23 protein-coding genes, 1 tRNA gene and 1 pseudogene are annotated in these 24,914 nt (G+C 44.5%); 14 read left to right on the top strand and 11 right to left on the bottom strand.

Going from position 1 to position 24,914, the window contains the following annotated elements:
• The 6 genes and pseudogenes from G511_RS24520 to G511_RS22520 all read left to right on the top strand — a co-directional run.
• Positions 1 to 746, top strand: a pseudogene (locus G511_RS24520) (hypothetical protein); the annotation flags it as partial.
• 68 nt (positions 747 to 814) lie between these two features.
• Positions 815 to 1,345, top strand: a complete 531-nt coding sequence (locus tag G511_RS0110335; protein ID WP_028469560.1) for a DUF1833 family protein — start codon at positions 815 to 817, stop codon at positions 1,343 to 1,345.
• A gap of 19 nt (positions 1,346 to 1,364) precedes the next feature.
• Positions 1,365 to 1,787, top strand: a complete 423-nt coding sequence (locus tag G511_RS22525; protein WP_036551820.1) for an NlpC/P60 family protein — start codon at positions 1,365 to 1,367, stop codon at positions 1,785 to 1,787.
• The gene (locus G511_RS0110325; RefSeq protein WP_028469559.1) at positions 1,777 to 5,697 is read left to right on the top strand and encodes a host specificity factor TipJ family phage tail protein; all 3,921 of its coding nucleotides are present in this window, start codon (positions 1,777 to 1,779) and stop codon (positions 5,695 to 5,697) included. Before G511_RS22525 ends, G511_RS0110325 begins: the two co-directional genes overlap by 11 nt.
• On the top strand, positions 5,694 to 6,074 hold the full coding sequence (locus G511_RS0110320) for a hypothetical protein (RefSeq protein ID WP_028469558.1): 381 nt from the start codon (positions 5,694 to 5,696) through the stop codon (positions 6,072 to 6,074). Before G511_RS0110325 ends, G511_RS0110320 begins: the two co-directional genes overlap by 4 nt.
• Positions 6,055 to 6,342 carry a DUF4376 domain-containing protein gene (locus G511_RS22520; RefSeq protein WP_051221858.1) on the top strand — a complete coding sequence of 96 codons (288 nt, stop codon included), beginning with the start codon at positions 6,055 to 6,057 and terminating at the stop codon, positions 6,340 to 6,342. Before G511_RS0110320 ends, G511_RS22520 begins: the two co-directional genes overlap by 20 nt.
• 76 nt (positions 6,343 to 6,418) lie before the next feature.
• Here the strand turns inward: G511_RS22520 and G511_RS22515 are convergent, their stop codons facing one another.
• The gene (locus tag G511_RS22515; protein WP_051221856.1) at positions 6,419 to 6,832 is read right to left on the bottom strand and encodes a type II toxin-antitoxin system YafO family toxin; all 414 of its coding nucleotides are present in this window, start codon (positions 6,830 to 6,832) and stop codon (positions 6,419 to 6,421) included.
• On the bottom strand, positions 6,829 to 7,425 hold the full coding sequence (locus tag G511_RS0110305) for a hypothetical protein (RefSeq protein WP_156905193.1): 597 nt from the start codon (positions 7,423 to 7,425) through the stop codon (positions 6,829 to 6,831). Before G511_RS0110305 ends, G511_RS22515 begins: the two co-directional genes overlap by 4 nt.
• 568 nt (positions 7,426 to 7,993) lie before the next feature.
• On the opposite strand from G511_RS0110305, the gene G511_RS0110295 reads away from it, so the two are divergent.
• Positions 7,994 to 8,069 (top strand) — tRNA-Thr (locus G511_RS0110295).
• A 3-nt stretch (positions 8,070 to 8,072) separates the two neighbouring features.
• Here G511_RS0110295 and G511_RS0110290 read toward each other — a convergent pair.
• Together G511_RS0110290 and G511_RS0110285 are read right to left on the bottom strand one after the other, a co-directional pair.
• Positions 8,073 to 8,528 (bottom strand): acyl-CoA thioesterase, encoded by a 456-nt coding sequence (locus G511_RS0110290; RefSeq protein ID WP_028469556.1) that lies wholly within the window; start codon positions 8,526 to 8,528, stop codon positions 8,073 to 8,075.
• A gap of 196 nt (positions 8,529 to 8,724) precedes the next feature.
• Positions 8,725 to 9,609, bottom strand: coding sequence for a LysR substrate-binding domain-containing protein (locus tag G511_RS0110285; protein WP_028469555.1), 885 nt, complete (start codon positions 9,607 to 9,609; stop codon positions 8,725 to 8,727).
• 105 nt (positions 9,610 to 9,714) lie between these two features.
• On the opposite strand from G511_RS0110285, the gene G511_RS0110280 reads away from it, so the two are divergent.
• Positions 9,715 to 10,881: a TauD/TfdA family dioxygenase gene (locus G511_RS0110280; RefSeq protein WP_051221855.1), complete on the top strand. Its 1,167-nt coding sequence runs from the start codon at positions 9,715 to 9,717 to the stop codon at positions 10,879 to 10,881.
• A 24-nt stretch (positions 10,882 to 10,905) separates the two neighbouring features.
• Here the strand turns inward: G511_RS0110280 and G511_RS0110275 are convergent, their stop codons facing one another.
• From G511_RS0110275 to G511_RS0110245, 7 genes are all read right to left on the bottom strand, one after another.
• Positions 10,906 to 11,583, bottom strand: coding sequence for an SDR family oxidoreductase (locus G511_RS0110275; RefSeq protein ID WP_028469553.1), 678 nt, complete (start codon positions 11,581 to 11,583; stop codon positions 10,906 to 10,908).
• Positions 11,584 to 11,606: 23 nt separating this feature from the next.
• Positions 11,607 to 12,161 carry a hypothetical protein gene (locus tag G511_RS0110270; RefSeq protein ID WP_028469552.1) on the bottom strand — a complete coding sequence of 185 codons (555 nt, stop codon included), beginning with the start codon at positions 12,159 to 12,161 and terminating at the stop codon, positions 11,607 to 11,609.
• A 75-nt stretch (positions 12,162 to 12,236) separates the two neighbouring features.
• Complete coding sequence (locus G511_RS0110265) at positions 12,237 to 13,544, bottom strand: TRAP transporter large permease (RefSeq protein WP_028469551.1); 1,308 nt, start codon at positions 13,542 to 13,544, stop codon at positions 12,237 to 12,239.
• Positions 13,544 to 14,062 (bottom strand): TRAP transporter small permease, encoded by a 519-nt coding sequence (locus G511_RS0110260; RefSeq protein WP_028469550.1) that lies wholly within the window; start codon positions 14,060 to 14,062, stop codon positions 13,544 to 13,546. The genes G511_RS0110265 and G511_RS0110260 overlap by 1 nt, the downstream gene beginning before the upstream one ends.
• 57 nt (positions 14,063 to 14,119) lie before the next feature.
• Positions 14,120 to 15,100: a TRAP transporter substrate-binding protein gene (locus tag G511_RS0110255; RefSeq protein ID WP_028469549.1), complete on the bottom strand. Its 981-nt coding sequence runs from the start codon at positions 15,098 to 15,100 to the stop codon at positions 14,120 to 14,122.
• Between the two features lie 199 nt (positions 15,101 to 15,299).
• Positions 15,300 to 16,667, bottom strand: a complete 1,368-nt coding sequence (locus G511_RS0110250) for a sigma-54-dependent transcriptional regulator (RefSeq protein WP_028469548.1) — start codon at positions 16,665 to 16,667, stop codon at positions 15,300 to 15,302.
• Positions 16,664 to 18,607, bottom strand: a complete 1,944-nt coding sequence (locus G511_RS0110245; RefSeq protein WP_028469547.1) for an ATP-binding protein — start codon at positions 18,605 to 18,607, stop codon at positions 16,664 to 16,666. The genes G511_RS0110250 and G511_RS0110245 overlap by 4 nt, the downstream gene beginning before the upstream one ends.
• 185 nt (positions 18,608 to 18,792) lie before the next feature.
• Between G511_RS0110245 and G511_RS0110240 the strand changes: the two genes are divergently transcribed.
• The 6 genes from G511_RS0110240 (at position 18,793) to G511_RS22505 (ending at position 24,909) form a co-directional block, all read left to right on the top strand.
• A complete protein-coding gene (locus G511_RS0110240) occupies positions 18,793 to 19,854 on the top strand; it encodes a TRAP transporter substrate-binding protein (RefSeq protein WP_245573924.1) in 1,062 nt (353 codons plus the stop codon).
• 44 nt (positions 19,855 to 19,898) lie between these two features.
• Positions 19,899 to 20,264, top strand: a complete 366-nt coding sequence (locus G511_RS0110235; protein WP_028469545.1) for a hypothetical protein — start codon at positions 19,899 to 19,901, stop codon at positions 20,262 to 20,264.
• A gap of 103 nt (positions 20,265 to 20,367) precedes the next feature.
• On the top strand, positions 20,368 to 20,946 hold the full coding sequence (locus G511_RS0110230; RefSeq protein WP_028469544.1) for a hypothetical protein: 579 nt from the start codon (positions 20,368 to 20,370) through the stop codon (positions 20,944 to 20,946).
• A gap of 102 nt (positions 20,947 to 21,048) precedes the next feature.
• Positions 21,049 to 21,633, top strand: a complete 585-nt coding sequence (locus G511_RS22510) for a class I SAM-dependent methyltransferase (protein WP_051221853.1) — start codon at positions 21,049 to 21,051, stop codon at positions 21,631 to 21,633.
• 132 nt (positions 21,634 to 21,765) lie between these two features.
• Complete coding sequence (locus G511_RS0110220; protein ID WP_028469543.1) at positions 21,766 to 23,112, top strand: vWA domain-containing protein; 1,347 nt, start codon at positions 21,766 to 21,768, stop codon at positions 23,110 to 23,112.
• A 30-nt stretch (positions 23,113 to 23,142) separates the two neighbouring features.
• Positions 23,143 to 24,909: a sensor histidine kinase gene (locus G511_RS22505; protein ID WP_051221851.1), complete on the top strand. Its 1,767-nt coding sequence runs from the start codon at positions 23,143 to 23,145 to the stop codon at positions 24,907 to 24,909.
• The last annotated feature ends 5 nt before the right edge of the window (positions 24,910 to 24,914 follow it).

Here is a 24,914-nt window from a genome sequence, read left to right as displayed (position 1 = left end):
TTGAGATTGGCGATACATACACGCAGGCGCCGGCAACAGCTACGGATAATGTTGATGGTAGTATTACGGTTGATGTGGGTGGTGATACGGTCGTTACAACAGGTGTAAATTCGTTCACAGCCACGTTTGACGCCACTGATGCAGCCGGTAATGTGGCCACACAAGTAACACAAACGATTAATGTTATCGAGCCCATCTCTGCTGAACCAGCCGGTGTACCTGTTATTGGTGCTTACTCTGTAACAGATAACAGTATTTCAGTTAATGCTAGTTACGCCGGGTCTGATGCGACCGGCCTTGAGTGGACTGTTGATGGAGGCACTACAGCGGTTGCGTTTACCTCTCCTGCTGATCTAACTGGCTTAATTCAAGATACAGATCATCCATTCCAAGTGAGAGCCGTTAACGGTATTGGTGATGGTGCTTGGTCGGCGGTTACTGTTATCCGCACGGCCGTAACGGTATTGGTTGGTGTGCGTGGTGATGCTGTGCCGCCGCCAGGCTTAACTGGCTCACACAGTGCGAGTGTTATTTATAAGCACCTAAGTCTACCCGCAGGTAATGCTGCTATTTGGCGAGCGGAAGCAGTAGCGCCGTTTTTGGCTGGTTTTAACCTTAACCAGAATGGCTCTTATTCTGTTGTTGGGCTGCTCGCCGGTGTTCATAAAGCTGGTTATAACGTTTATAAAAACAACGTTTTACACGCAGAAAATCAGGAATGGAATATCAATATTAATGCGTCATAGCAACTAAATTAGTTTTGCTAACAGCCCGCTAAGTGCGGGCTTTTTTATGGCTCAAATTTGAGATATGTATGACACCAAAAGAAGAGGCTGAGCAATTACTGGCAGAGCATTACGCAAGCGCGCCCACAGGTTCGATAAAATATATAACCCTTGAGTTAAAGCATCCTGCATTTTTAATGTCGGGTTTGCCTGCTGGTGTTATTCGCATAGTGCATGCTCCCGAACCGCTCACAGTTACGCTAGAAAATGACGATGTAGTAACGTGTCTAGCGGGTGCGTTTACGGTTCGCTGGCCAGAAAAAAATGCAAAAGGTCGGCGTGATATTCAACTGGTTATGGACGCTATCAGCACTGATGTGGTTGAGCAATTAGAAAGAGTAGCGGATTACTCACCCCGCACAAAAATTAGCGCAACAGTGCGAGAATATCAATCAGACATGCTTACTTATCCTGGACGAATCGAAACCGGCTTAACCATGTTAAAACCGTCTATTCGTGGCGGGCGTGCTACCGGCTCGCTAGTGTTCAGCGACTCTATTAATAAATCTGTTCCAAGCATTCCTTACACGCTCAAAACACACCCCGCGTTAGCGTCATAACCCACCCCGGATAACCCACATGAAAGACGATTATCAATGGCTTAGTTGCATGCTGGGCAAGCCGTGGCGCGCCTATGCCACAGGTGAAAATGTTGAAGGTGTAGAGGCATGGGATTGCTGGGGCGTTGTGGTCTATGCGTTTTATCAGCTTCACGGTGTTGCTTTAGATCGTCATTTAGATATCCCAACTAAAAACCCGCGCTCCTTTGTGCGAGTCGTTGCACAAGAAATAACGTCGGGCCACTGGCGGCAAACACACCATCAAAAACATGGCTGTGTTGTGTTGCTGGCGACAGCTACTCGTTTTCATCATATCGGTATCTGGCTAGATATAAACGGTGGGCGTTTATTACACAGCACTGAAGGTGTTGGTGTGGCGCTAGACGGTCCCGCGCATTTATCAAATTACAACTTAGTAGAGTACTGGGAATATGTCGGTTAAAGTCACAGTCCATAAGCACCCATTAAGCTCTGTAGGCGCTAAAGAATTTGATTATGAGCTAGATGTAAAATCTTCTATCACGTTAGAAGGGCTCGTAATAAAACTAAACCCTGCTTTTAAACCGGGCACTTATCAGCCTGTTATTGCTCGCATCGATGGGGAAGAAATACCCGCGATTGATTGGGATATTACCCCGCTATGTAACGGCCAGCATTTAACGCTGCGCCCGCGCCCGTTCGGTGTGGATCCGATCAGTTGGGCGATTATGGCTTTTACTGCAATTACTGCGATATATACCTATACGCAAATGCAGTCCATGCAGAACCTCAACAACAACCATAAAGACTTACCCGAACAATCCCCAACCTATGATTTAAACGCGCAAGGTAATAGCCCTCGCCTTGGTCAACCCATTCCGGTGGGTTATGGGCGTCAGCGTGTGTGGCCTGATTTTGCGGCAATGCCGTTCAGACGTTTCATTGATGGTGATCAGTATTTATTCCACGTTTTTTCCGTAGGCCAAGGTGAAAACGCGCTTTCAGAAGCGAAAATTGGCAATACACTGCTTAGTAATTTCGAGAATTACGAGCAGCAAGTATGCATGCCGGGTGAGCGGGTAACTCTGTTTAGCCCTGATGTTTATACCTCTAGTGATGTAAGCAATATTGAACTGTTCGCGCCTAACGATGAGAAGCATTTGGGCTGGTCTGGTCCTCATACAGTCTCACCTTCAGATGTGCAAGTTACCACTATTGGTGCGGACCTTATCGCACCGCAAGGGTTAGGGCTCCAAGACAAGCAAACCGGCGCATTATCACTGGTGTCTGTCACTATTGAGGCTGAATATCGAGCGGTAGATGAAAGCGATATAGGTATTGGTGCCTGGGCGCATCTTGATAGCTGGACCCTAGAAGGGAAAACCGTTGAGGCTATACGCACAACAGTAGCGACAGAAGTACCCCCGGGCCGCTATGAAGTCAGAATGCGCCGCAGCTCTGATAGTGCAGGGCCGAGTAATATTCGTTTGCAAGACAGTGTTTTTTGGGGTGAGCTTAAGTGCGTTATCGAGTCTGATCATACCTATGACCACACCGTATGGGCTGTAAAAATTAAAGTGGATGGGCAGTTATCAGGTCAAAGCGAGCGCCGTTTTAATGTTGTTCGTCAGCGCTTATTGCCTGTTTGGGATGGTACAAGTTGGAGCCAACCACAAGCGACCCGAAGCCCTGCATGGGCCTTTTGTGATCAAGTAAAAGCTGATTATGGGGGTGAGTATGATGATAGTTATTTAGACTTGCCCGCGATTAAACGGTTGGCTGATGTGTGGCTTTCACGCAATGACTTTTTTGATTTTAATATAGATACAAAAAGTTCGCTTGATGCTGTTTTGCAGATGATAGCTAAAGCAGGGCGCGCCGAAAAAATCGAGTATAAAGGCGTGTATTCAATGGTTCGTGATGAGCCAAAGATAGTGCCAGACTATATGTTTGGCATGACAGAGATTATCGCCGGCTCTTTTGATCTTCAATACGACACAATGGATCAGTGGGAAAACGACGCGGTAGAAATGGAATACCGCGACGCTGATACCGGTATGCCTGTGCAAGTGCTATGTGTGTTACCAGGTAAAGCAGGCACAAACCCCGTTAAGCTAAAGCGCGATGGCATTACCAATCACACACAAGCATACCGGGAAGGTATGTTTGAAGCCGGTAAGAGTGAGTATCGCAACCGTATTTGCCAATTTAAAACCGAGCTTGCTGGTGGGTTACCAGAAAAGGGAAGTTGTGTTGCAGTCAGTCATTACTCGAGTAACTGGGGAACGAGCGGCGAAGTATTAGATCTCGTTGATAATGGCGATGGTACACAAACGCTCACGCTATCAGAAGACGCTATTTTTGAAACGGGTAAAACCTATGTTGTTAACTTGGCTGATAAGCTACAGCAGCCACAAGGCCCGTATGTTGTAACAGCGGGTAGTAAATCAAATCAAATAGTTATTAACAGCACGCATAATGCCAGTATCTATAAGGGCTTTAAGCGTAAGCGCACCTCGTTTATGTTCGGTGTTGCTGATAAGCATTACCGCCGTTTTTTAATGCGCTCTTCTCGTCATGCTGGTGGTCATCAGTTCAGCTTTACGGGTGAATATGACGACCCGAAAGTACATGAAATTGACGACCTAATTGCTGATGGAACAATTAGCATTCCACCAGGAACAACAATCAATGAAAACGCTTTATCGCTGGTCACAGGTTTAAATGTTTCTTACAGCGGCACAGCATCGCAACCTATTGTTAAATTTGGCTGGAACTCTGTTGATGATGCAACCAGCTATATATTGCAGATTTCACACGATAACGGCAGCACATGGCAACCGTTCGGCACAAGCTCAGTACTCGCTTTTACTAAAAACGTAGACCCTGTTGCGTCAATAGTGCGAATAGCGGCGCGTAACGAGGATATTATCGGCGGCTGGGCAACGCTTAATATATTGCCTGGTATTACATCTTTGCCGGTTCCGCCTGTGCCCACCGGCTTTGATGCTGTTGGCAAAACGGTAACAGTGGAATGCGTGTGGGATGATGCAACCGATCAGTATTTAAACCACTCACATACAGAGCTTTGGCGCAGTGAAACAAACGATATTGGAACAGCAGGCATAGTAAAACCAGTTATCCACACACGCTACACAGATACCGTCGATCCCGGCAGCAGTTTGTATTATTGGATTAGGCACGTTAGCAAGGCGGACGTGCCTGGGCCATTTAATGCGGTAGCGGGAAAGCATGTAGAAACCGGCACAGATCCAGCGGCAATATTAGAACTGCTAGAGTCGAGAATAACAACGTCGCAATTACATGCAGATTTACTTGCTTCAATCGAACTTATTACAGCAGATGACACGATAGATGGGTCGGTTGCTCAGCGCATATTGCAAGCGGTATCTGATGCTGATGGTTTAACAGAAACAGAAGCAGGAGTTTTAATTGGCGCTGCTATCTCTCAAGAGGTTAGCGATAGAAACGCGGCCATAAACTCAGCTGTTGTGAGCGTAAATAATGCAACGGGCAATGCTTTAGCGGCGGCTATTTCTCAAGAAGTTACCGACAGAGAAGCATCTATAAATCAGGAAGTGGCGGCGGAAGCAAGCAATAGAACCGCTAATATCTTAGTAGAGCATAACGCTCGAATGGTAGCTGATGGAATTATTGCTGATTCAGTCGCTCAGTTAGACACAAGAGTTGATAACAACTACGCATCAGTACAGCAAAAATTCACTACCTATGATGGTATCTATGCGCAGTGGACGATTAAGACCGATGTTAACGGTCATATAGCTGGCGTGGGGTTAATGAATGATGGTGTCACATCATCGTTTGTGATTTTGGCGAGTAACTTTTCTGTATTAGATCCTAACGACCCATCAAAGGTAGTACTCGGAACTTATAACGGCCTCGCTGTCATCGAGGGAGCGTACATAAAAGCCGCTTCAGTGGATACGCTGCAACTAGCAGGGCAAGCGGTAACAATACCGGCATCAGGGAAGGTTAGTGGCACCAAAACGCTAAATGGACAAACGTATACAGCAGTTAGCAAGCTATTTTCATCAGTTGGTAAGCCGGTCTTTATATCCGGGCATGTGATCATTAGCGGCATGGCCGTAGATTGTACGGTTGCATTAAAGCGCGGAAGTGTAACGCTCTATAGCTATTCAGTGGCAGCAGCAGGATACGACAGCAACCCAAACGGAAGTCCTAGCTATAAAAGCGCAGTTATTCCTTGCCCCATAGCCGAGAAAGACACGCCGCCAGCAGGCGACCATACATATTCGATTGTGGTAACAGCGGTGGGCGTAGCAAAAATTAAATCGAGAATCATTTCACTAATAGGGGTTAAGGACACATGAGCCATATCGATGCACTTATTTATGACTTAGTGACGGGCGAAGTGCTTAAAAAGGTGGGCGATACACCGCTTATGCTCTCGAAAGAGGCGGGCATAAGTGGTGGCTGGATTGAGGCGGGCGACGGTGATACAGACGAAAATAGCTATGTTGATGTAACAACTTCGCCACACTCTAAACACCGTAAAATAGATTACACGCTAGAGACTCACCCGGTTCCTTGCACAGCAACTATCGAGGGTGTTGAGTACCCTATAACCGAGCCAATGAATTTTACGTTTGTACCTGGGCCGGTGGCTGTTGATTATGAAATTATGATTGCGGCAGGTATTCAATATTTAGAAAAGGAGTTTATTGTTCATGAAAACGCTGCTACATAATTCGCCGCCTGAGCTGGTGGCTTTACGAAAAAAAGCACACAGAGATAGCGAAGTTTCAAAAATACTTGTCACTATTTCTACAGGTAAAGTTTTCGATGGTGATGAGAAGTCTCAAGACCGCATGGCGCGTGTTGTTGCTGTAGGTGAGGCAGGCATGACCACTCAATGGAAAATGGCTGATAACTCAACTCAAACCGTAACCTGGGAAGAAATAAGAGAGGCGCTATTGCTTGCAGGGCAGGCCCAAACCAATGTTTGGGTTGCATAACTATAGCCTCTTATTTCTCTAGCAGCTTTAAAACCGCTTTCCTCTTTTCTTCGCTTAGTCGCCTACTAGAGAGCTCTTAAAAGCATTTCTTAGCTTGGTTGGCTGCTGTTATTAATCCACTCATATGGTCAATACTATCGGCTTTCTCATGTGCTCTAGGGAAGACAATAGCAAGTATTATATAGGTGTTTCTGCTTTTCTCTCCCCTGGTGTAAACGAGGAATTTATTGCTAGTTCTTTTAAACTGCAGCCTAGATGAGTCCCAAGGATTTAAGGGGGGCTCGATGCGGCATTCTTCAGGGGTAAGTTGTAGATGTATATGCTGGAGCTCGGCTAGAACGGCTGATGGCGGGCGCTCATATGGAACGTCTTTTCCAAAGTAATTAGGAACCTCAATTTTTTCGGATGCGATATAGGAAAAAAAGTCTTCTTTTATAACGTTGAATTCAGGATCTTCGCTCAACTCCTTTGAACAATAAACTTTGATCATACGAATTCTATAGGCTCACCGTTTAATGCTTTTTGAAGAGTTCGCTCTGATGAGCGTATAAAACGATCCATTGCTTCTTTTGTTGGAGGCGTGCGTGTGTCAGTAGAGATGCTGAGATCAGACTCTTGGCGGTATATATCTGCAATCTTATTGGTCGTTTCTGCATACCGATCAAATGCAGAGGCGTACTTCTCATACGCCTTAATAAGGTCGCTTTGATAATCGCCAAGCCAGCTTTGGATTTTTGCCTTGTTAAGCAGTTTGTCTCTTACTTTAGATCCGAGAAGGTGCATCTGTTGAGAGGCAGTTTTAAGGTCATCATAAACAACCGCCGCTTCGCGCTGATTTACAGCTAGTTGATCCTTCGCCGCCAACGCAAGCAAGTCCTCTAATAATAGACGGCCTGCTTTGTTTATTTTATAAGTAGCGCTATGCAATGTTTTTAGATCGACGTTTACTGATTTTTCGACTTCTGGCGAAGGTGAGTAAATAGCGGATGTACGTAAAATCTGAGCGCTTACTATTTGCTCATACTCACTGACGAAGCTCTTCGCATCACCTTGTATGCTGTAATCCATTATCATTGCATTCACCAAAAAACCTAAAACAACCCAAAATAACCCAAAACGTTAAGTGTAAGTTTAGTTTACATGTGCCGGTAAGTGCAAATTTTGAGAGGTTTTCGTCAAATTATATTAAAAGAATAAAAAAGGGGGATTTCCATTACACAGCTAATATACAGCCGCATAAATACAGTAAAACATTGATAAAAAAGGCGTTTATTTAGCATTTATATTAGCTGTGTGAGGGTTAAGTGATTGATTAACAAATGATTGCTCACGGACTGCAACTCCGCTTCAATACTAATCACCCCTGACCTTTTTTGTTATTGATAATTGCCGTTTTCCTATTCCTAAGAACGAAAGGCAAAACATTTAAAAATTTACAATAAATACTTGTGTTTAAACAATAACATAGGGTAGTATCTTCGCCGTTGTCCAAGCTACTTTGACATGGTAGAGGTCGGCAGTTCGAATCTGCCTAGTCCTACCAAATTCTACAATGAGAACAGCCGCTTATGGGCTATGCCAAGTGGTTGTTTTTGTTTCTCAATCTTGGCATTATCAATGCTAAGGTTGAAGTGGTCTTTTATGACCATGCGCCGGTATAGCTCAGCTGGTAGAGCAACTGACTTGTAATCAGTAGGTCCCGAGTTCGACTCTTGGTGCCGGCACCACCTTCATCTTTCTTTTATTTTTGCTATCACCTCATCCGGTGGTATTACGCCTTGTTTGCTGACCACACATCCCTTTGATGTCCCTTGTGCTAGAACGCGTTCGCCACAAATAAAAGTGTGGGTCATATGGAAAGCTTTATCGTCCCAGCCGGTTATCTCCATCTTGACTTCATATTTTTTGAATAGGCTTAATGGTCGTTTATAGGTCATCGTATGCTCTGAGATGACGGGCATCCACTTCTCTTTCATCATAGTGCTGGCCAGCCCAGTACGAATAAACATATCAACCCGTGACAGATCGCAAATGGTAAGGTAGCGGCCATTATTCATGTGTCTGTTAAGGTCGATATCGTTGGGCAGTACACTTAGCGTGAGAGTGTTTTCAGGGTGTTCAATTGGCAACCTTGGTTTGAAAAAGGATGCAATTAGTAAGTAGAGCATTCGAAGGTAGAGGTTCATTCAGGCGATCCGAGTAGAAAGATAGGATGCTTATTCTCGGTGGCTTAGCATTAATTATCACTGGCGTATGAACTCATAATCACTTACATATCCCTTCATTCAATATAGCCCTGTGATTCGATTTGGTTAGCAACGTTATCTAAAAACTAATACGTTTTGTTGCTAAATTATCAAGTGGTTATTCGAATGCTAATGTCTATACCAGCTCATCTAATAACCATTCATTAAAGACGGTTGCAGATTTGGAGAGAGGCTTGCCTTTTGGGTAGGTTAGGTAATAGTTATCTTCTGTCTCTAGGCATATATCAAAAGGCGCAATTAGTTTTTGATTGTTTAATTGTCCCGTAAAGAAGTCGGGATAACCGAGAAACACTCCAAGCCCTGCTTCGCCTATCGACATTCCTGCGGCTAGGTTGTCAGTCTTGTGATAGAGAGTGTCTGCATTATCTGTTTTAACCCCTGCTTTCTGAAACCACTCTTGCCAACCTTGGCGGGTACCTAAAACTTCCAAGAGAGGTAATGACAATAGATCACTAGGCTCACTCAGCTGATCGGCAAGCTTTGGAGAGCAGTAGGGTTTTAGTTTAGGTGTAAATAATGGGTGTAACTGCATCCCCGGCCAGTCGCCATTACCGTGCATGATGGTGATATCAGCAGGGCTGCGATTAAACTCATTATCCCAGTTGGCGTGGACCAGCTGTAATTTTAGCTCAGGGTATTGTGCGCAAAACCGGCTTAATTTAGATGATAGCCACATGATCGAAAAGGCGATACTTACCTCAATCACTAGGCGACCTTTACCAAGCGGGGAAAAAATCTCTGAGGTGTGGCGTTGCAAGTTGCTGATTGCGCTCTGTACAACGGGCAAGTATGCCAAGCCACTGTTCGTTAAATATACCGTGCGATGTTCCCGGGTAAATAACGGCTCACCCAAATGGTGTTCCAATAGCCGTATTTGCTGGCTCACCGCAGACTGTGTCAGGTGTAGCTCTCTTCCGGCAGCACTAAAATTGAGTAATCTTGCTGCCGCTTCAAATGTTTTGAGCCAATTGAGAGGTGGAAGGTCGGTGCGTTTATTCATTATTATTTCTTATCAAGTAGGTCAAAATTCATTGTTTGAATAAGCATTACTTGCAACATAGCATGGTGTAGTCCTTTACTCCATGTATATGCAGGGTCAGCTAAAATGCAAACGTCGCAATCAGAACCAATTGTAGATTCTCCAATAGTCGCCGGTTTTTACATAGAATCTGTTGAGCAAAATGATCGAGCCATGCAGGTTTGTTGGAATGATGGCAGCCATGCTACTTATCACTATATCTGGTTGCGTGATAACTGCCCCACGGCCTTTCATCCACAAACAGGTGAGCGTTGTTTTGATCTGTTAAGTGTCTCGCAAGATATTTATCCGTTATCAATCACTATTGATAAGGGAGTTCTTATTATTGAGTGGTCTGAACAAGGGCATATTAGCCATTTTGAGCAAAGTTGGTTACGGGAGTTCTGTTACTCAAGTGAGTTGGCAAAGGGTCGCAGTAGTGGCTATCAAAGCTGGGATTGTAAGTTTGTTGACAGAATTCCAGTACAAAACCAGCAGGAGATTATGAGCAGTGATAGGGCCTTGTATGAGTGGATGAGCACTTTGGATAAGTATGGGCTCGCCATTATTAATGGTATGCCAGATAGCCCCAAAGCCGTTATGCAGACAGCAAGCCGGATCGACTATCTGCGCCAGACTAATTTTGGTTCGACTTTTGATGTGGTATCAGAAAAAAAACCGATTAACCTTGCTTATACTTCTATCTCATTACCGTTGCATACCGATTTAGCCAACCAGGAAGTGCCGCCGGGCTACCAGTTCTTACATTGCTTGAGCAATGACAGTGTTGGTGGCGAGTCTACTTTTGTGGATGGTTTAAAAGTGCTTGAAGAGCTACGTGAAGATCACCCCGAGTATTTTCGGCTGCTTTGTGAGTACGTGATTCCATTTCGTTTTCATGATGAGGCACATGATATTCGCCAGCACCACCCCGTCATTAATTTGGATAACTTTGGCAATATTATCGAGATTAAATACAACGCTCACCTCGCGGATATTTTTGATTTGCCAAGCGAGGTTATGTACGACTACTACATTGCTTATCGTGAATTGATGGGCCGTTTGAAAGATACGCGCTATAAAATTGAGCTGAAATTGTCAGCGGGTGAAATGGTGGTATTTGATAACCGCCGGGTGTTACATGGCCGCAATGCGTTTGATGAGAATACTGGCAAACGCCATTTGAGGGGCTGCTACGTTGACCGTTCAGAATTTAAAAGCCGTTTAAGAATTTTGGCCAAACAACTGTCATAAAGCTGTTAGGCCAAATAGCCATCTTTACCAAGGAATTCTGCTGCCGTCGTAATCAAAGTAGCCTTCATCCATATTGGCTTTACAGGCAGGGTTAATTTGGTCGACTACAGATCGCATACCGGTAATGCTGGTTGCTATGTCGATATCTCCTTCTGGCCCTCCCATATCTGTTCTTACATGACCGGGGTGTAACAGAAGGCAGCTGATTCCTTGAGCTTCTTGGTCTTTTGCAAAGCAGCGGACCGCCATATTGAGTGCTGCCTTTGATGAGCGGTAAGCGTAGGCTCTGGCGCCATTTACAGCGAGTGAAGCCATCTTGCTGGTGGTGAAGGCAATCACTTTTCGCTCTGACATACTCACGTTTTCTACCAGTGCTTCTGCAATACGGATCGGCGCGATACAGTTGATTTCGAACGAACGTAGCCAGTCGTTATTATCGATCTGTTCTAAGGGCTGGTTCTTATCCAAATAAACACCCGCATTATTCCAGACAATATCGATGGGGATGCCGGCCAGTGTTAACTTTAGTTCTTGGATGGATTCTGGGCTGCTTAAGTCCAGAGTTATTGCTTTTGCTCCGTTAATTAAAGACTCGTTTGGCTTGCGGCTGGCCGCAAAAACACGCCAACCATCTTGTAGATAAGACTGAGCTAAAGCATGGCCGATGCCTCGGTTAGCACCGGTAATTAATATAGTAGGCATTTGATCTGTTCCTTTTCAGTTTTCTATTCAGGATTGTCTTTGGTTTGATAAAGAGACTTTAGAGTCGTGATGAGTAGCTCGATGTCAGGCACTGTTTTTTGCAGCTCTGATGACAGAGCCCAAGGGCATGGGAGCCTATCAAACCAAGATAATACTTGAGGCTGTAACTCTTGAGGTAAAAGAGTCATATTCTCAATAGTGATGGTTAAATCATTTACAAGGGCAGGGGTATTATCTGTAAAGTGCCAAAGATAATCACCGTAACCTAAACGCAATGAGCCGGAGGCTTTTTCCGTCATGCAAACAACCCAACGACATTTAAGATTATTTTGCTGTTGTTGCACGGTATCACTAAGGCAAAGGGTATAGATGTTCTCGTATTTGTTGTTGAACTCGCTAACCAGTGTCTGGGTTATCCTCTTCGAACCTTCAACCTCTGCAGGAAATGATATGTTGTCTGTTTGCACAAGCATTTTTAATGTAGCTGGCTCTGCAAACACCTCATTCATTAAGTGAGGCTTATTGTTATCTTTGGCTTTTATGTATTGGCTAATCAGGCTTTTAAATCGTGTATTCATCGATACGGCTCAACTGTATTTGTTATTAGAAGTTAAGCAGAGGGCCGGAACATCTTAGTGGCGGCCCTCTGTAGATTATCGTTGGCTCATGGATGTTGGAAGGTAAGTGACTATCTCAGGGAATAGATAGATTAATACCACAGCAAACAGGATGAGTAAGAAAAACGGCAGAGCGGCACGGGCCACGTACAGAATATTCTTACCGGTTAAGGACTGAATGACAAACAGGTTGAAGCCAACAGGTGGCGTAATCTGTGACATCTCGACCACAAGAACGATATATATACCGAACCAGAGTAGGTCGATGCCAGCCTGTTGCACCATGGGCAACACCACAGCAACCGTTAACACCACTACTGAAATGCCATCGAGGAAGCAGCCCAGAGCAACAAACAACACGGTTAGATAAATCAGCAGTACTCCTGGAGATAAAGACATATGCCCAATCCACTCTGCTAATGCTCGTGGTATTCCAAGAAAGCCCATCGCTAAGGTAAGAAAGTGGGCGCCGGCTAGAATCATTCCGATCATACAAGAGCTCTTAACCGCCCCTGTTAGGCTTCCTCCAAAGCTGCTCATATCCAGCGAGCCGGTCACTGCTGCCAAAAACAGTGCACCCACAACACCCAAAGCGGCTGCTTCGGTTGGAGTGGTTAAGCCACCGTAAATTGACCCGAGTACAAAACCGATCAGGCCCATAATGGGCAGCAATAACCGTAATGCTTTGATTTTCGCTGCAAAAGAAACGTGTTCTTTATTATGTTTTGGTAATTCGTCTTTATTTAGCAATGCCCAGATGATGGTGTAGCCCATGAACAAACTCACCAATAACAACCCGGGCAGTGCGCCAGCGATAAACAGACGACCAATCGATACTTCAGCAGCAACACCGTAAACAATCAGGATAATTGACGGCGGAATCAGTAACCCCAAGGTTCCTGACCCTGCAAGTGTGCCAACCGCCATGCGGTCGCTGTAGCCCTGAGCTTTGAGTTCTGGCAGTGTCATGCGCCCGATGGTGGCCGCTGTTGCAGCGGAAGAGCCAGAAACAGCCGCAAAAATACCACAACTGAGTACGTTTACATGCAGTAGCTTGCCCGGTAGCCCGCTAAGCCAAGGAGACAAGCCTTTGAAAAGATCTTCTGAAAGGCGGGTGCGAAACAGTATCTCTCCCATCCAGATAAATAGCGGTAATGCGGTTAGTGACCAAGAAGTACTAGCACCCCAGGTTGATGTTGCAAAGAGTAAGCCTATCTGGCTGTTGCCTGATAGGTACAGGCCCAGCACACCTACACCAAACAGTGCTAATGAAACCCAAACACCCAGCGCTAACATGGCTAACATGAATATCGCCAGCGAGGCTCCTATGATTGTAATATCCATTAGGTATCCTCCAGATGAATTTCGCCTTCGTGAGCTTTGTATGAAGGAATATGGCGTCTTAGTAATGCGATAACATCGTCTAAAATAGCAATATTTAATACGACAATACCTAGAGCGACAGGTACTTGAGGCATCCAAATTGGAATTGAGACGTATCCTGAAGAGACTTCTTCAAAAATGTACGATTCCCACACCATGTGAATAGAATAGAAAGACATAAAGCTAACTAGTAGCAGTGCAAAAAACAGTACGAGTAACTCTTGAATGTAGCGTGAGCCTGCTCTCCAATGCTGGATAACCAGAGTGACACGGATATGCCCGCCTTCACGAAAGGTATAAGCAAGGCCAAAAAATGTGGCTGCGGCCAGCGCATAGCCAGAAAAGTCTTCTGCTGAAGGCACAATAAAACCGAACATCCTACCGACAATTTGTGCGGTGATAATTAGGGTAATCAGGACAATACAAAACCCCGATAAGTACCCGGATGCTAGATAAAGCTTATCGAGTAGAGCGCGCATAGTAATAACCTCTGTAATGGGCCCTGCTGGATCAGCAGGGCCTGTTGGCGACGAAAATTACTGGTTAAAGTTCGACAGTATTGCTTCAACTTCGGGTGCTTCTGCTTTCCATTCTTCGATCATTGTTGTGCCAATTTTATTCAGTTCAGCCATTAACTCTACTGAAGGCTCAGACACAATAATCCCTTTGTCTGCCAGCGTTTTAGTATCTTCTAAAGCTTTGCCACGAACACCTGCCCAACCTTTAAGTTCTGCGTTAGCTGCTGCTGCAAGAATCACTTGTTGAGTTTTCTTATCAAGTCGCTTGAAAGATCGTTTGTTAACAACAACAACGTTCTTAGGAATCCATGCGCGAACATCGGTGTAATGGCTTAGGTAATCCCATGCCTGACCATTAACGCCGGTAGAAGGGGAGGTAATCATCGCATCGATAATACCTGTGCTGAATGCCTGAGGAATTTCTGGCACCTGCACTGTTGTAGGTGACGTGTTCATTAGATCAGCCAAACGAGAAGTCGAAGGGCTGTAAGCGCGCATTTTGGAACCCTTCAGGTCTGCTAAAGAGTTAACCGGAGACTTGGTATACAGGCTTTGAGCAGGCCATGCCACTGTATACAGCAACATCATCCCTTCTTTGTTGAGTTGTTTTTCAACTTCAGGTTTTGCTGCATTCCAGAGTTTTTCAGCGCTATCGTAAGTGGTTGCTAAGAAGGGGATGTTATCGTGTTTAAAGACAGGGTGGGTGTTACCCATGATGCCGATAAAGACTTCTCCTAGCTGCACCTGGCCAGTTTTTACAGCACGAGGAATTTCAGGGTGCTTGATCAGTGAAGCGCCAGAGTGAACAACAATATCGAGATCGCCAGCCGTTTTGTTTTTTATATCTTCAGCAAATTGATGGGCGATTTGGGTAGGAAGGTTAGCATCGCCATAAGGGGTTGGCATATGCCATTGAGTCTCTGCAGAAACGCTGCCTGCTAAGCCGAGTGTGAGTAGGGATGCAAGCACGATAGCTGTTTTCTTAGGTACAAATTTCATTATTATTCTCCGGGACAATGGTTTGTTAGCGATACCAATGGCATTTGCTACCTTAGTAATTTGCAAACCTTGTACCAGACCCGGAAAATATAATTAATCCCTTAAAAAACAGAAGTTTAGTTTTTGTTGTATAAGTCGGTTAGTGCTCTATGGGTCAATGTTGACTCAAGTGTAGTGATCTTTCTGAGTCAGTTTTAACTCACTCGTCTATAAAGTCACTCCGTTCGAGCCCATGTTTTTTCATGCGAAGGTACAGTTTCTTTCGCGGAATCCCTAGCGCTTCGGCGGTAAGTTCGGCTTGGCCGTTGTTTGCTATCAGTGCGGCAGCGATAACCTCGCGCTCGTAACGGTCGACAAGCTCATCTAAATTAGCGTTTTTGGTTGTTTGTGTCGTATAGGCATGAGTGTCAGTTTCCGCGTCGATTGAGAGCCCCAAAGTCCAGCGCTCAGCGGCGTTGCGTAGTTCGCGTACATTGCCGGGCCAGCTTTGTGCTCTTAGCTGTTGTAATAATGACTTAGGCAGGGGGCGGCTCTCGCGGTCAAAGCGTTGCGTCGCCTGATCAACAAAATGACTAAAAAGAACGGGAATATCTTCTTTACGATGGTCAAGGTTGGGGATCTCGATGCTTGCCACATTGAGCCGATAATAAAGGTCTTCCCGAAACTGACCCTGATCGGCAGCGTCACGTAGGTCGACTTTTGATGCGGCGATAACACGGATATCCACATCAATATCGGCATTTCCGCCTAACCGTTGCAGGGTTCTTTCCTGGAGAACGCGTAACAGTCTTACCTGAAGTGAGGCCGGCATGCTTTCGATCTCATCTAAAAAAAGCGTCCCGCCGCTGGCATATTCTATTTTACCAATACGCTTCTTATTTGCACCGGTAAAAGCGCCAGCCTCATGGCCAAACAGCTCACTTTCTATGATCGATTCTGTTACTGCTGCACAGTTAAGCGCAACAAAAGGTTTTTTAGCACGTGGGCTAAAATCATGTAAACAATTGGCCACGACTTCTTTGCCGGTACCTGTTGCACCGTTGATGATCAGGTCCACATCGACATGCGCTAGTTGTAAAGTCGTTTCTCGTAGGCGAATGATTTCTTCTGTCTGGCCTATCAAGCGGTTATCAATTTCGTGCTGGCCTTGGATCGCTTGGCGTAAGCTGCGGTTTTCGAGTACTAGCTGGCGCTTTTTCCACGCCCTTTGCACTGTATTGATATGGTGCTGGGGATCATCGGTTTTTTCCAAAAAATCGTAAGCGCCCAAGCGTATTGCCTGAATCGCGATGGCGATATCAGAGTGCCCGCTGAACATGATGACAGGGATCTCTGGATCAATTTCAAGAATCAGCTTTAAGACTTCAAGCCCACCCATGATATCCATTCGCACGTCGCAAATAATCACCCCTTGCCAGTTCATTGAGCACTGCTCCATGGCGCGTTGCGGGTTTTCATATGCACTGGCGTTATAGCCTTCAAGCTGCAGTGTCTGAATCATTGATTCACGGACGATCTCTTCATCATCAATGATTATTACTTGGCCATTAGATATGGCTGAGCTCATGGCTTACTTCTCCGGTATTCTGGTAACTGGATACAAAATGACGCGCCGCTGCCCGATCCATCATCGACTGTTAGCCTGCCACCAAAACTTTTTATTATGTTATATGAAATAGATAAACCAAGCCCTAAACTCTGGCCACGGCGTTTTGTTGTAAAAAATGGCTCAAAAATCTGCTCGCGTAATTCTTTACTAATTCCGGGACCATTGTCACGTACATAAATCTCAAATCGATCACGTTGATGCAAGCAATTAATGGTTATGTGCTTTTCTGGTTGATCATTAATGGCGTCCAGAGCATTAGTCACTAAGTTAAGTACGACTTGTTCGAGTTGCACAGAGTCGGCATTAACCAAGTTACGATCATGATCAAAATTAATGTCTATTGATGTGAGTTTTCGGACTTCATCCCCTTCAAGCATCGAAAGTACGTTATCCACTACTAAACGCAGATCAACCTTAACTAAGTTATCTTGTTGCTTACGGGCTAAAGATTTAAGGCGAGTAATAATAGTGGTCGCACGCTTAGTTAGGTTGGATATCTGATTAAGATTTTTCTCTGTTTCGTCGAGCCGACCAGATTTTATCAAGCGTAAACCGTTATGCGAGTAATGCCCAATCGCTGATAGTGGCTGGTTAATCTCATGGGCGATACCGGCCGATAATTGGCCAAGAGCCGCCAGTTTACCCGCTTGTACTAGGTCTTCTTGTAAGGTGGCGAGTTGGTCGCGAAAACTGACCAGTGAGCGTGCCATAGTGCCAATCTCATCGCTGCCTTTTACTTGTACGTCTTCATCAAGGTTACCGTTGGCAATCGCGCGCATACTGGCATCTAAACTGGTAATCCTGCCTACCATGTTTCTACCCACATAAAGCCAGACAATCAAAATTGAGAACAATAAACTGGCGGCCACCATTAGCAACATCCAGATACGCCCTTTTTTAATTGTCTCCCGAGCATTTTGTGCAGAGGCTTGAGCTGCCGCTTCGGTATTATCTGTTTGGATGGATACTTCTTGATTTAAATTGCCAAGCTCCTCTCTGATACGGTCAAGCAGTAATTCACCGGATTGTAGAATGGCTCGTTCCTTACTACGGATAGTAAACATGTTGTTTTCGCCGCGTGTCAGGAAAACGATATTTACAATGGTCTGCTTTAAGGCTTTAACGCCATGTATATTCCCAACAGCTTCAATATCTTGTTTAATCCGCTGAATGATCTCATCGGAATGCGTCTGGGTAGCAATCAGGGAGTTGAGGTCGGGTAGGTGCTGGGCCCTATCAACTAAATTAATGAGTAGGTTTACATCCGCTTTTATGCGGTACAGTCTTTGCAAATCGGCATTTATGGTGCTGGCGGCGTCTTTACCAAAGTTGTTCATTGTAAGCCAGGAGTCAGGTGATTCTTGGTTTAAAAGGCTATATAGGTAGCGTTGCTCGTTTTCTGTGAGCCGGTTGATATCACTCAAAAAGCTGGATGCTACCCATCTGAGGCGCTGATTTTCGGATCTTTTTTGCTGCTGTATTTTGAGTTTTTCAAATACATTACTATCCAGCTCTGCCAGTGTGGTTTTTAACGTTTCTATCTGTACAGAAAGGTTTTTTTGCGCTTGATGATCTTGAGTCGCCGCAGAAATTTGCGGTAGCAAATAGGCCATAATAGATATGTTGAGGTTTAAGTCCTGACGAATATTTTGGCGGTTCGCTTCATCTTTTACTGCGAGTAAGGTGGGGGCTATCAGGGTTATTTTCGTTCCCTTTTCTTTTAAGTCAGCCATCAGGCTAAGGGTATGTATATTCCCTTCAACAACCTGGTTTAACTCATCTCCAAGCCGGTTATACGACATCCAGCTAATGATACTGGCGAGCAAGGTTAGGGCGCTTAATGCTCCAAATGCTAAGAAAAATCGACCGCGAATTCCTAACCGATACTTACTTTTCATATAACGGGAGCCTTGGTGGATTTATGTTACATCATAGTCATTTGAGAGATTAATGAGAAATTATGTCATAGGGGAGTCGTTGTTATAATTTGGTTGCTATCACTGCTTATAGGCAGCAGTATAAATAGAGCTAGCCTTAAAAATCTATTAATACATGCTTTAAATACGTGTAACAGCCGGTGTTTATGAAAATAATAAAAAAGTACTCAGCGCCATTCTTAGTCTTTTTGATGATCGCAGGATTTAGCAACTTTTTAGCGGCAAACGATACAATTATCATCAAAGCAGTGGGTACGTGGGATTATTTTACCAACTACCAAAAGCATGAAGGGCCCTTCTGGAATAAGCGTATCGCACAGGTGAGCGACGGCCAGATTATTGGTGAGATAAAACCCCATACTGAGTTGGGCTTGCAGGGTTATGAGATCATGCGCTTGGTAAAAAATGGGGTGTTTGATTTTGCCTTTGGTTTACCAGGATATGTGGTACCTGAAAGTGAAATATTTGAGGGCGCAGATCTATCGTCTCTGGTGCAAAATATTGATGTACAAAAACAGGTAGCACATGCTTATTTTCCAACATTGGAGCGTGCCTTTGCAGAAAAATACAATGCAAAGTTGATGATGCTCTACCCATTTCCAAGCCAAATGCTGTGGTGTAGCCGCAAGGTCAGTAATATTGAAGACCTTAAAGGAAAGCGCATACGCGTTTTTCTGACAACACTAGGCGATTTTGTCGAAGGTGTGGGAGCTATCCCAGTGAGTGTTCCCTATAACGATGTACCTGAAGCGCTTGAAAAAGGAATTGTTGACTGCGTAATCACCGGAACAATGTCTGCTTATACGAGTAAGTTGTATAAGGTTGCTTCGCATGGCTTTACCTTACGCGTGGGCTGGGGGCTGGCATTTGGGGCAATGAATATGAATAAGTGGAATTTGCTAAGCAGTGAGCAAAAAGCGCTGTTAAAAAATGAAATTGCAGTACTTACAGAAAGCATGTGGCAAGAAACAGCAAAGGAAGATGCAGTTGCTTTAGCGTGCTTATCTAAAGGGCCCTGCGCGATTGGTGATATCGGTAACATGGTAATGGTAGAGCCTTCTAAGTCTGATCTTATCGTGCGTAACAAAATTGCTATGGATGTTATCTTGCCCCGCTGGGCCGAGCGCTGCGGCCCAGAATGCGCCGCTAACTGGAATCGCACTGTAGGAAAAATACTCGATTTAAGAGCAGAAGCCAAAGCGAGATAAGTAAGATTTTCGACCTTAAACTTAACCGTTGCAGAGGTATATCAATGACTGAAAAGACGTTATTTGAGATAGTTCTTTTTGATCCTGAGAATACTCTTATTGCTTTGTTTGAAAAGCGAGATATAGAATTTCGGATGTTACCTGTAACACAAAAGTTTGTGGTTGCTATGGACGAAACTATTGAAGTCGTTAGTAGTGATAACAATGAAATCTTGATTGAAAATATCGTATCGATATTCATGGAATGGTTAAAAGAAAAGCAATATCGGAAATTGCAGGCTCAGTTAGTAGATGGAAGTATTGTATATATTGAAGAATACGATAGTGAAGGTGTTAGCAACATACTTAAAAACTCGTTGAAAGTTACTGCGTTTGATCCGGAGTACAACAATCGAATACTCAATAAATAGAATGATACTCTTTGAGTATTGGTTATAGGGAGCATGAGAATAACAAGATAATAGTAGGCTGGTGTTTTCGGATAAAATTAACGCTAAGTGAGATCTTTACAGTATGGATTTAGTCTTACAGGTATGGGGCGGTACTTTTTATCTATTAAATAAGATATTGCTCGCTCTTTCAGAAGGTAGGACAGGGGCATCAAAAAAGAACTTAAAGCTCTCAGCGTGGTTAATCTACATTCTAGGTGTTCCAGCATGGGTTATTATTTTAGTAAGTGGTCAAAATTGGATAGCAGCCTCAATTGAAGCTGGTGCGACTCCCGCTATGTTATTAGGATTATATAATGCTTACCACGAGAATAAAAAATCAAATAAGTTATTCAATAACATAGTCGCGGCTTTTACTTTTTCTTCACTGATTTTTGGTCTTTTATATAGTATAAATTATCATTCTGGCATTGCATCTATCACGCAGATTTTAGAAGTCGCAATGATGCTAGGTTTTCTCTTGGGTAGTAACTATTTGGCTAGGGGGAACAACATCGGCTGGCTTTTCTTTATGTTAATGAATCTTAGTACGGCAGCCCTAATGTTATTGCAAGATAAACCAATCTTAATGGCTCAGCAGTTGATATCACTTTGTTTTGTTATATATGGCTACAATAAAGCTAGGCCTAAACAGAGGTATTAACATTGCTAACTTTGCTGTGTTGCTATTATTTAACTTTCGTTTACTAAAGTGTTAGGTACAACTAAAAAATGAAATCCCAACAAATCATAGATCCTCGTTGATATGTTTTTTCTTGAGTTGATACTAGTTGTTGTCGTCCTTCTGATTGCTTTATCCATTGTTTGGAGCACGTTGCAAACAGGTATTTCGCCCATGATGAGTTCAGGCAAGGCCTGCCAAGCGATGCTTGCTTCAACTAGCCCGCCTGCAAATGGCCCTTTGATTGATCTTGGTTCTGGTTGGGGAACACTTGTTGTCGCTCTTGCCCGAGAATATCCACACTATCAAGTGATAGGCTACGAGCTCTCATGGTTTCCATGGCTGATTTCTATCATTCGTAAGTACAGCTTACGTTTGGATAACCTGACGATTTATCGCAAAGATTTTATAAAAGCAGACCTAGGCAGTGCCTCTATTTTATTCTGTTATCTTTTTCCTGGAGGTATGGTTGCTCTGCATAAAAAGCTGAAGTGTGAACTGTTTCGTGAGATTCGCATTGTGAGTAACACGTTTGCACTGCCTTCGTGCCAGCCTGTAAAAGTTACTAGGCTAAAAGATGTCTATCACACTCCGGTTTACGTCTACCATTGGCGTCCATGTTCTACAACAACACCTAGCCAGTTGATATTGGCTGAGGAGTGCTCCTAACCCATGAGCTTAATGTTTTACAAATTTCTTACATAACAGATAACTTTATCTGACTTCTTCCTGTCCAGTTAAACGTAGAGTTAATACAGCGGTGGCATTGATCCACTATACTCACTATTCAGGAACTTCATCATGAACACTCAATTAGATATCCCTATGCTAAGACGATTTATACGGCCATTTGGGTTTGCTTTACTAAGTTTGTTGCCAGCTTTGGCTCAGGCTAATCAGGTGAGTTTGAATATCAATTTGGCAACTCCTGTGATGGAGGCTGAGCAAAGTCACAGGGCTTTTATAAAAGTTTCTCTGGAAGGTTTTAAGCAACAAGACAAGCAGGCTCGCATACCTGCCAATGTAGCCATTGTCTTAGATAAGTCTGGCTCAATGGGTGGCGATAAAATTAAGTACGCCCGTGAAGCAGCTATTATGGCGATTAAGCGTCTTGATGAGCGGGATATTGTTTCAGTGGTTAGTTACGACTCTAAAGTACAGGTGGTCGTGCCTGCGACTCAAGTGCGTAATCATCAGTCAATTTATAACGCCATTCGTAATGTTCATGCCAATGGCAATACCGCGCTGTTTGCTGGTGTGAGCAAAGGGGCTAATGAGCTACGTAAGTTTCTAAGCCGTAATAAAGTAAATCGCGTTATCTTGATGTCTGATGGTTTAGCCAATGTAGGGCCTCAAACTGCGTCTGAACTGGGCGAACTGGGTGCTTCGTTGGCGAAAGAGGGTATTAGTGTCACCACTATCGGTTTAGGGCTGGGTTATAACGAAGACTTAATGACCCGTTTAGCTGGTTTTAGCGATGGTAACCATGCGTTTGTTGAAAATGCAGAAGACCTAGCTTCTGTTTTTCAGTACGAGTTTGGTGATGTGCTTTCAGTGGTAGCGCAGGGTGTTAATATTGAGATCCGTTGTCGCAACGGCGTAAAACCTATTCGTCTATTGGGGCGTGAGAGCGAGATTATTGGTAACCGGGTAACTACTCGCCTGAATCAGCTGTATAGCGAGCAGGAAAAATTCGTTATTCTTGAGGTAGAAGTTCCTAAGCAGCAGGCAGAAACAGAGCTTGAGCTAGTGGCAGTTAATGTTAGCTACAATAATCTATTTACCCAGAATCAAGAAAACTTATCCGGCCAGAGTGTTGCTCGATTTAGCCTCTCGCAACAAGAAGTTAAAGCCGCTCGTGATGATAAGGCGCTTGAGGCGGCAGTTGAACAGGTCGCAAATGAGTTCAGCAAAAATGCTATTGAAGCCCGTGATAGCGGTGACTTAGAAGGCGCGAAGAAGATTCTGCAGGACAGTGCGTCCTATTTGGGTTCTCAGGCACAGTCGCTCAGCTCTCCACGCTTGCAGGAGCAGAAAGAAGAAGCCTTGCAAGATGCAGATGCGCTAGACACTGAGCAAGACTGGAATAAACAACGTAAAGAGTTAAAAGCACGACAGTATAAAAGAGCTACTCAACAAAAGTATTAATGCATCTATACACATCATCGGACTGAATCTGTGAAAAAACGAGCGCCGCTAATACTCGCTATCATTATTGCACTGCCACTCTTGTTGTTGGTTTGGTTTGGCGTTCGTTTTCAACTGGATCAACAGCAGGTTGCGGCACATCAATTAAACAACCTTGTCACCAGTCGGTTGCAGAGTATTGATCAGCAGTTTCAGGAACATTTTTTCTTACTGCAGCAGCGTTTTATCCTCCAAGCACAAGCTTTACAGAAAGAAACACAGGGGCAATATAACGTTGAGAGTGTACGTCGTTTTATTGGCCAGTCGGCTGCGGTAAAGCAAATTTTTGTATTGTCTAAGGCTGGCGAAAGGCGTTTTCCTCCGCAAGACCAGCCGTTGAATCAGCATGAGCAAGACTTCGTAGAGCTAACCCGTAATCTGTTGAGCGCCCCCGAGCGCTTTACCATGTCGGCTATGGATCCGGTTATTCCAAAGAATGTTACTAGCCCACGTTATTTAGGAGTGAACAGTGATGAGTTACAGAGCGCCAGATTGAGCGACTCGGTATCTAGCAAAGCTCGTTACAGTGCAGATGCTTCACCTACAGAGCGTGAAGAAGAAACGCCTCATGGTTGGATCGCCTGGTACGCAGAAGCGGGTTTGCAACAGATCTTTTGGCTAGAAGATAGTGATGGTAATACGGTTGGTTTTGCCCTGAACTCATCCAGACTTTTATCGGACCTCATTAACCTGTTGCCGTCCAGCGCTGTTGCGGGAGACGCTGTAGCTACAGAGCAGGAAGTTAGCAGTGAAATTCGCCTGGTAAATGACCGAGGGGAGTTGGCCTACAGCTGGGGGCAGGGGAGTGACTCTGCGGCAGGTGTCAGTAAACCGCTGCAGACATTACCTTTGAGTCACCCTGTGACTAGCTGGCATCTTGATTATTATGCTGTCGCCCAGCCTGCCGTGATCACTGGCTGGTTGGGTTTGTTTACATTATTACTCTTATTAGCGGTGAGCTTGTCTACTTTGGCTTATTGGTTATATCGCGAGCATAGCCGAGAGCTGAGGGTAGCAGAACAGAGAGTGAACTTTGTTAATCAGGTCTCCCATGAGCTTAAAACACCGCTCACCAATGTGCGTTTATATACAGAGATGCTTGAGCAAGAACTGGCAGAAGATGAAGTGGTTGCGCAGCGTTATCTGGGAGTGATTGGCAGCGAAGCGGGGAGGTTGTCGCGGTTGATTGAAAATGTACTGAGTTTTTCACGGTCCAAGCGTGAAGGCGTCAGCATTAGGCATCAGCAAGGGGGTGTTGATAAGTGTATAGCGCAAGTGGTTGAGCTGTTTACACCCGTCTTAAGTACGCGAAATTTAAAGATACGCTTTACCGGCAATGCTGGTCACCTATGCTATTTTGATGGTGAAGCGTTGGAGCAAGTTTTAAATAACTTACTGAGTAATTGTGAAAAGTATGCCGCTGATGGTCAGTTTGTGGATATTCGTAGCTGGCAAAAAGAGACCTCAGGTATTTTATATAGTTATATTCGTGTTAGTGATTTTGGCCCTGGAGTATCCGTAAATGAATCTGAAAAGTTATTTGAGCCATTTTACCGTGGCAGCAACAAGCTAACCGACGGCGTAAGTGGTACGGGAATCGGATTGGGTCTGGCGCGTGATCTGGCCAGAGCTCATCAGGGAGATCTGATAATAGAACAAAGACCTACAGATGAGGTTGTATCGGGAGCCAGTTTTCTGCTGAGTTTAGTTACGCCTGTAACCGTGCCAACAATGATGAATGATAAACCTGATGATTAAACGGA

This window comes from Neptunomonas japonica DSM 18939 (genome assembly GCF_000422765.1).
Lineage (GTDB): Bacteria > Pseudomonadota > Gammaproteobacteria > Pseudomonadales > Balneatricaceae > Neptunomonas > Neptunomonas japonica.
This window is presented reverse-complemented; position numbering and strand designations above follow the sequence as displayed.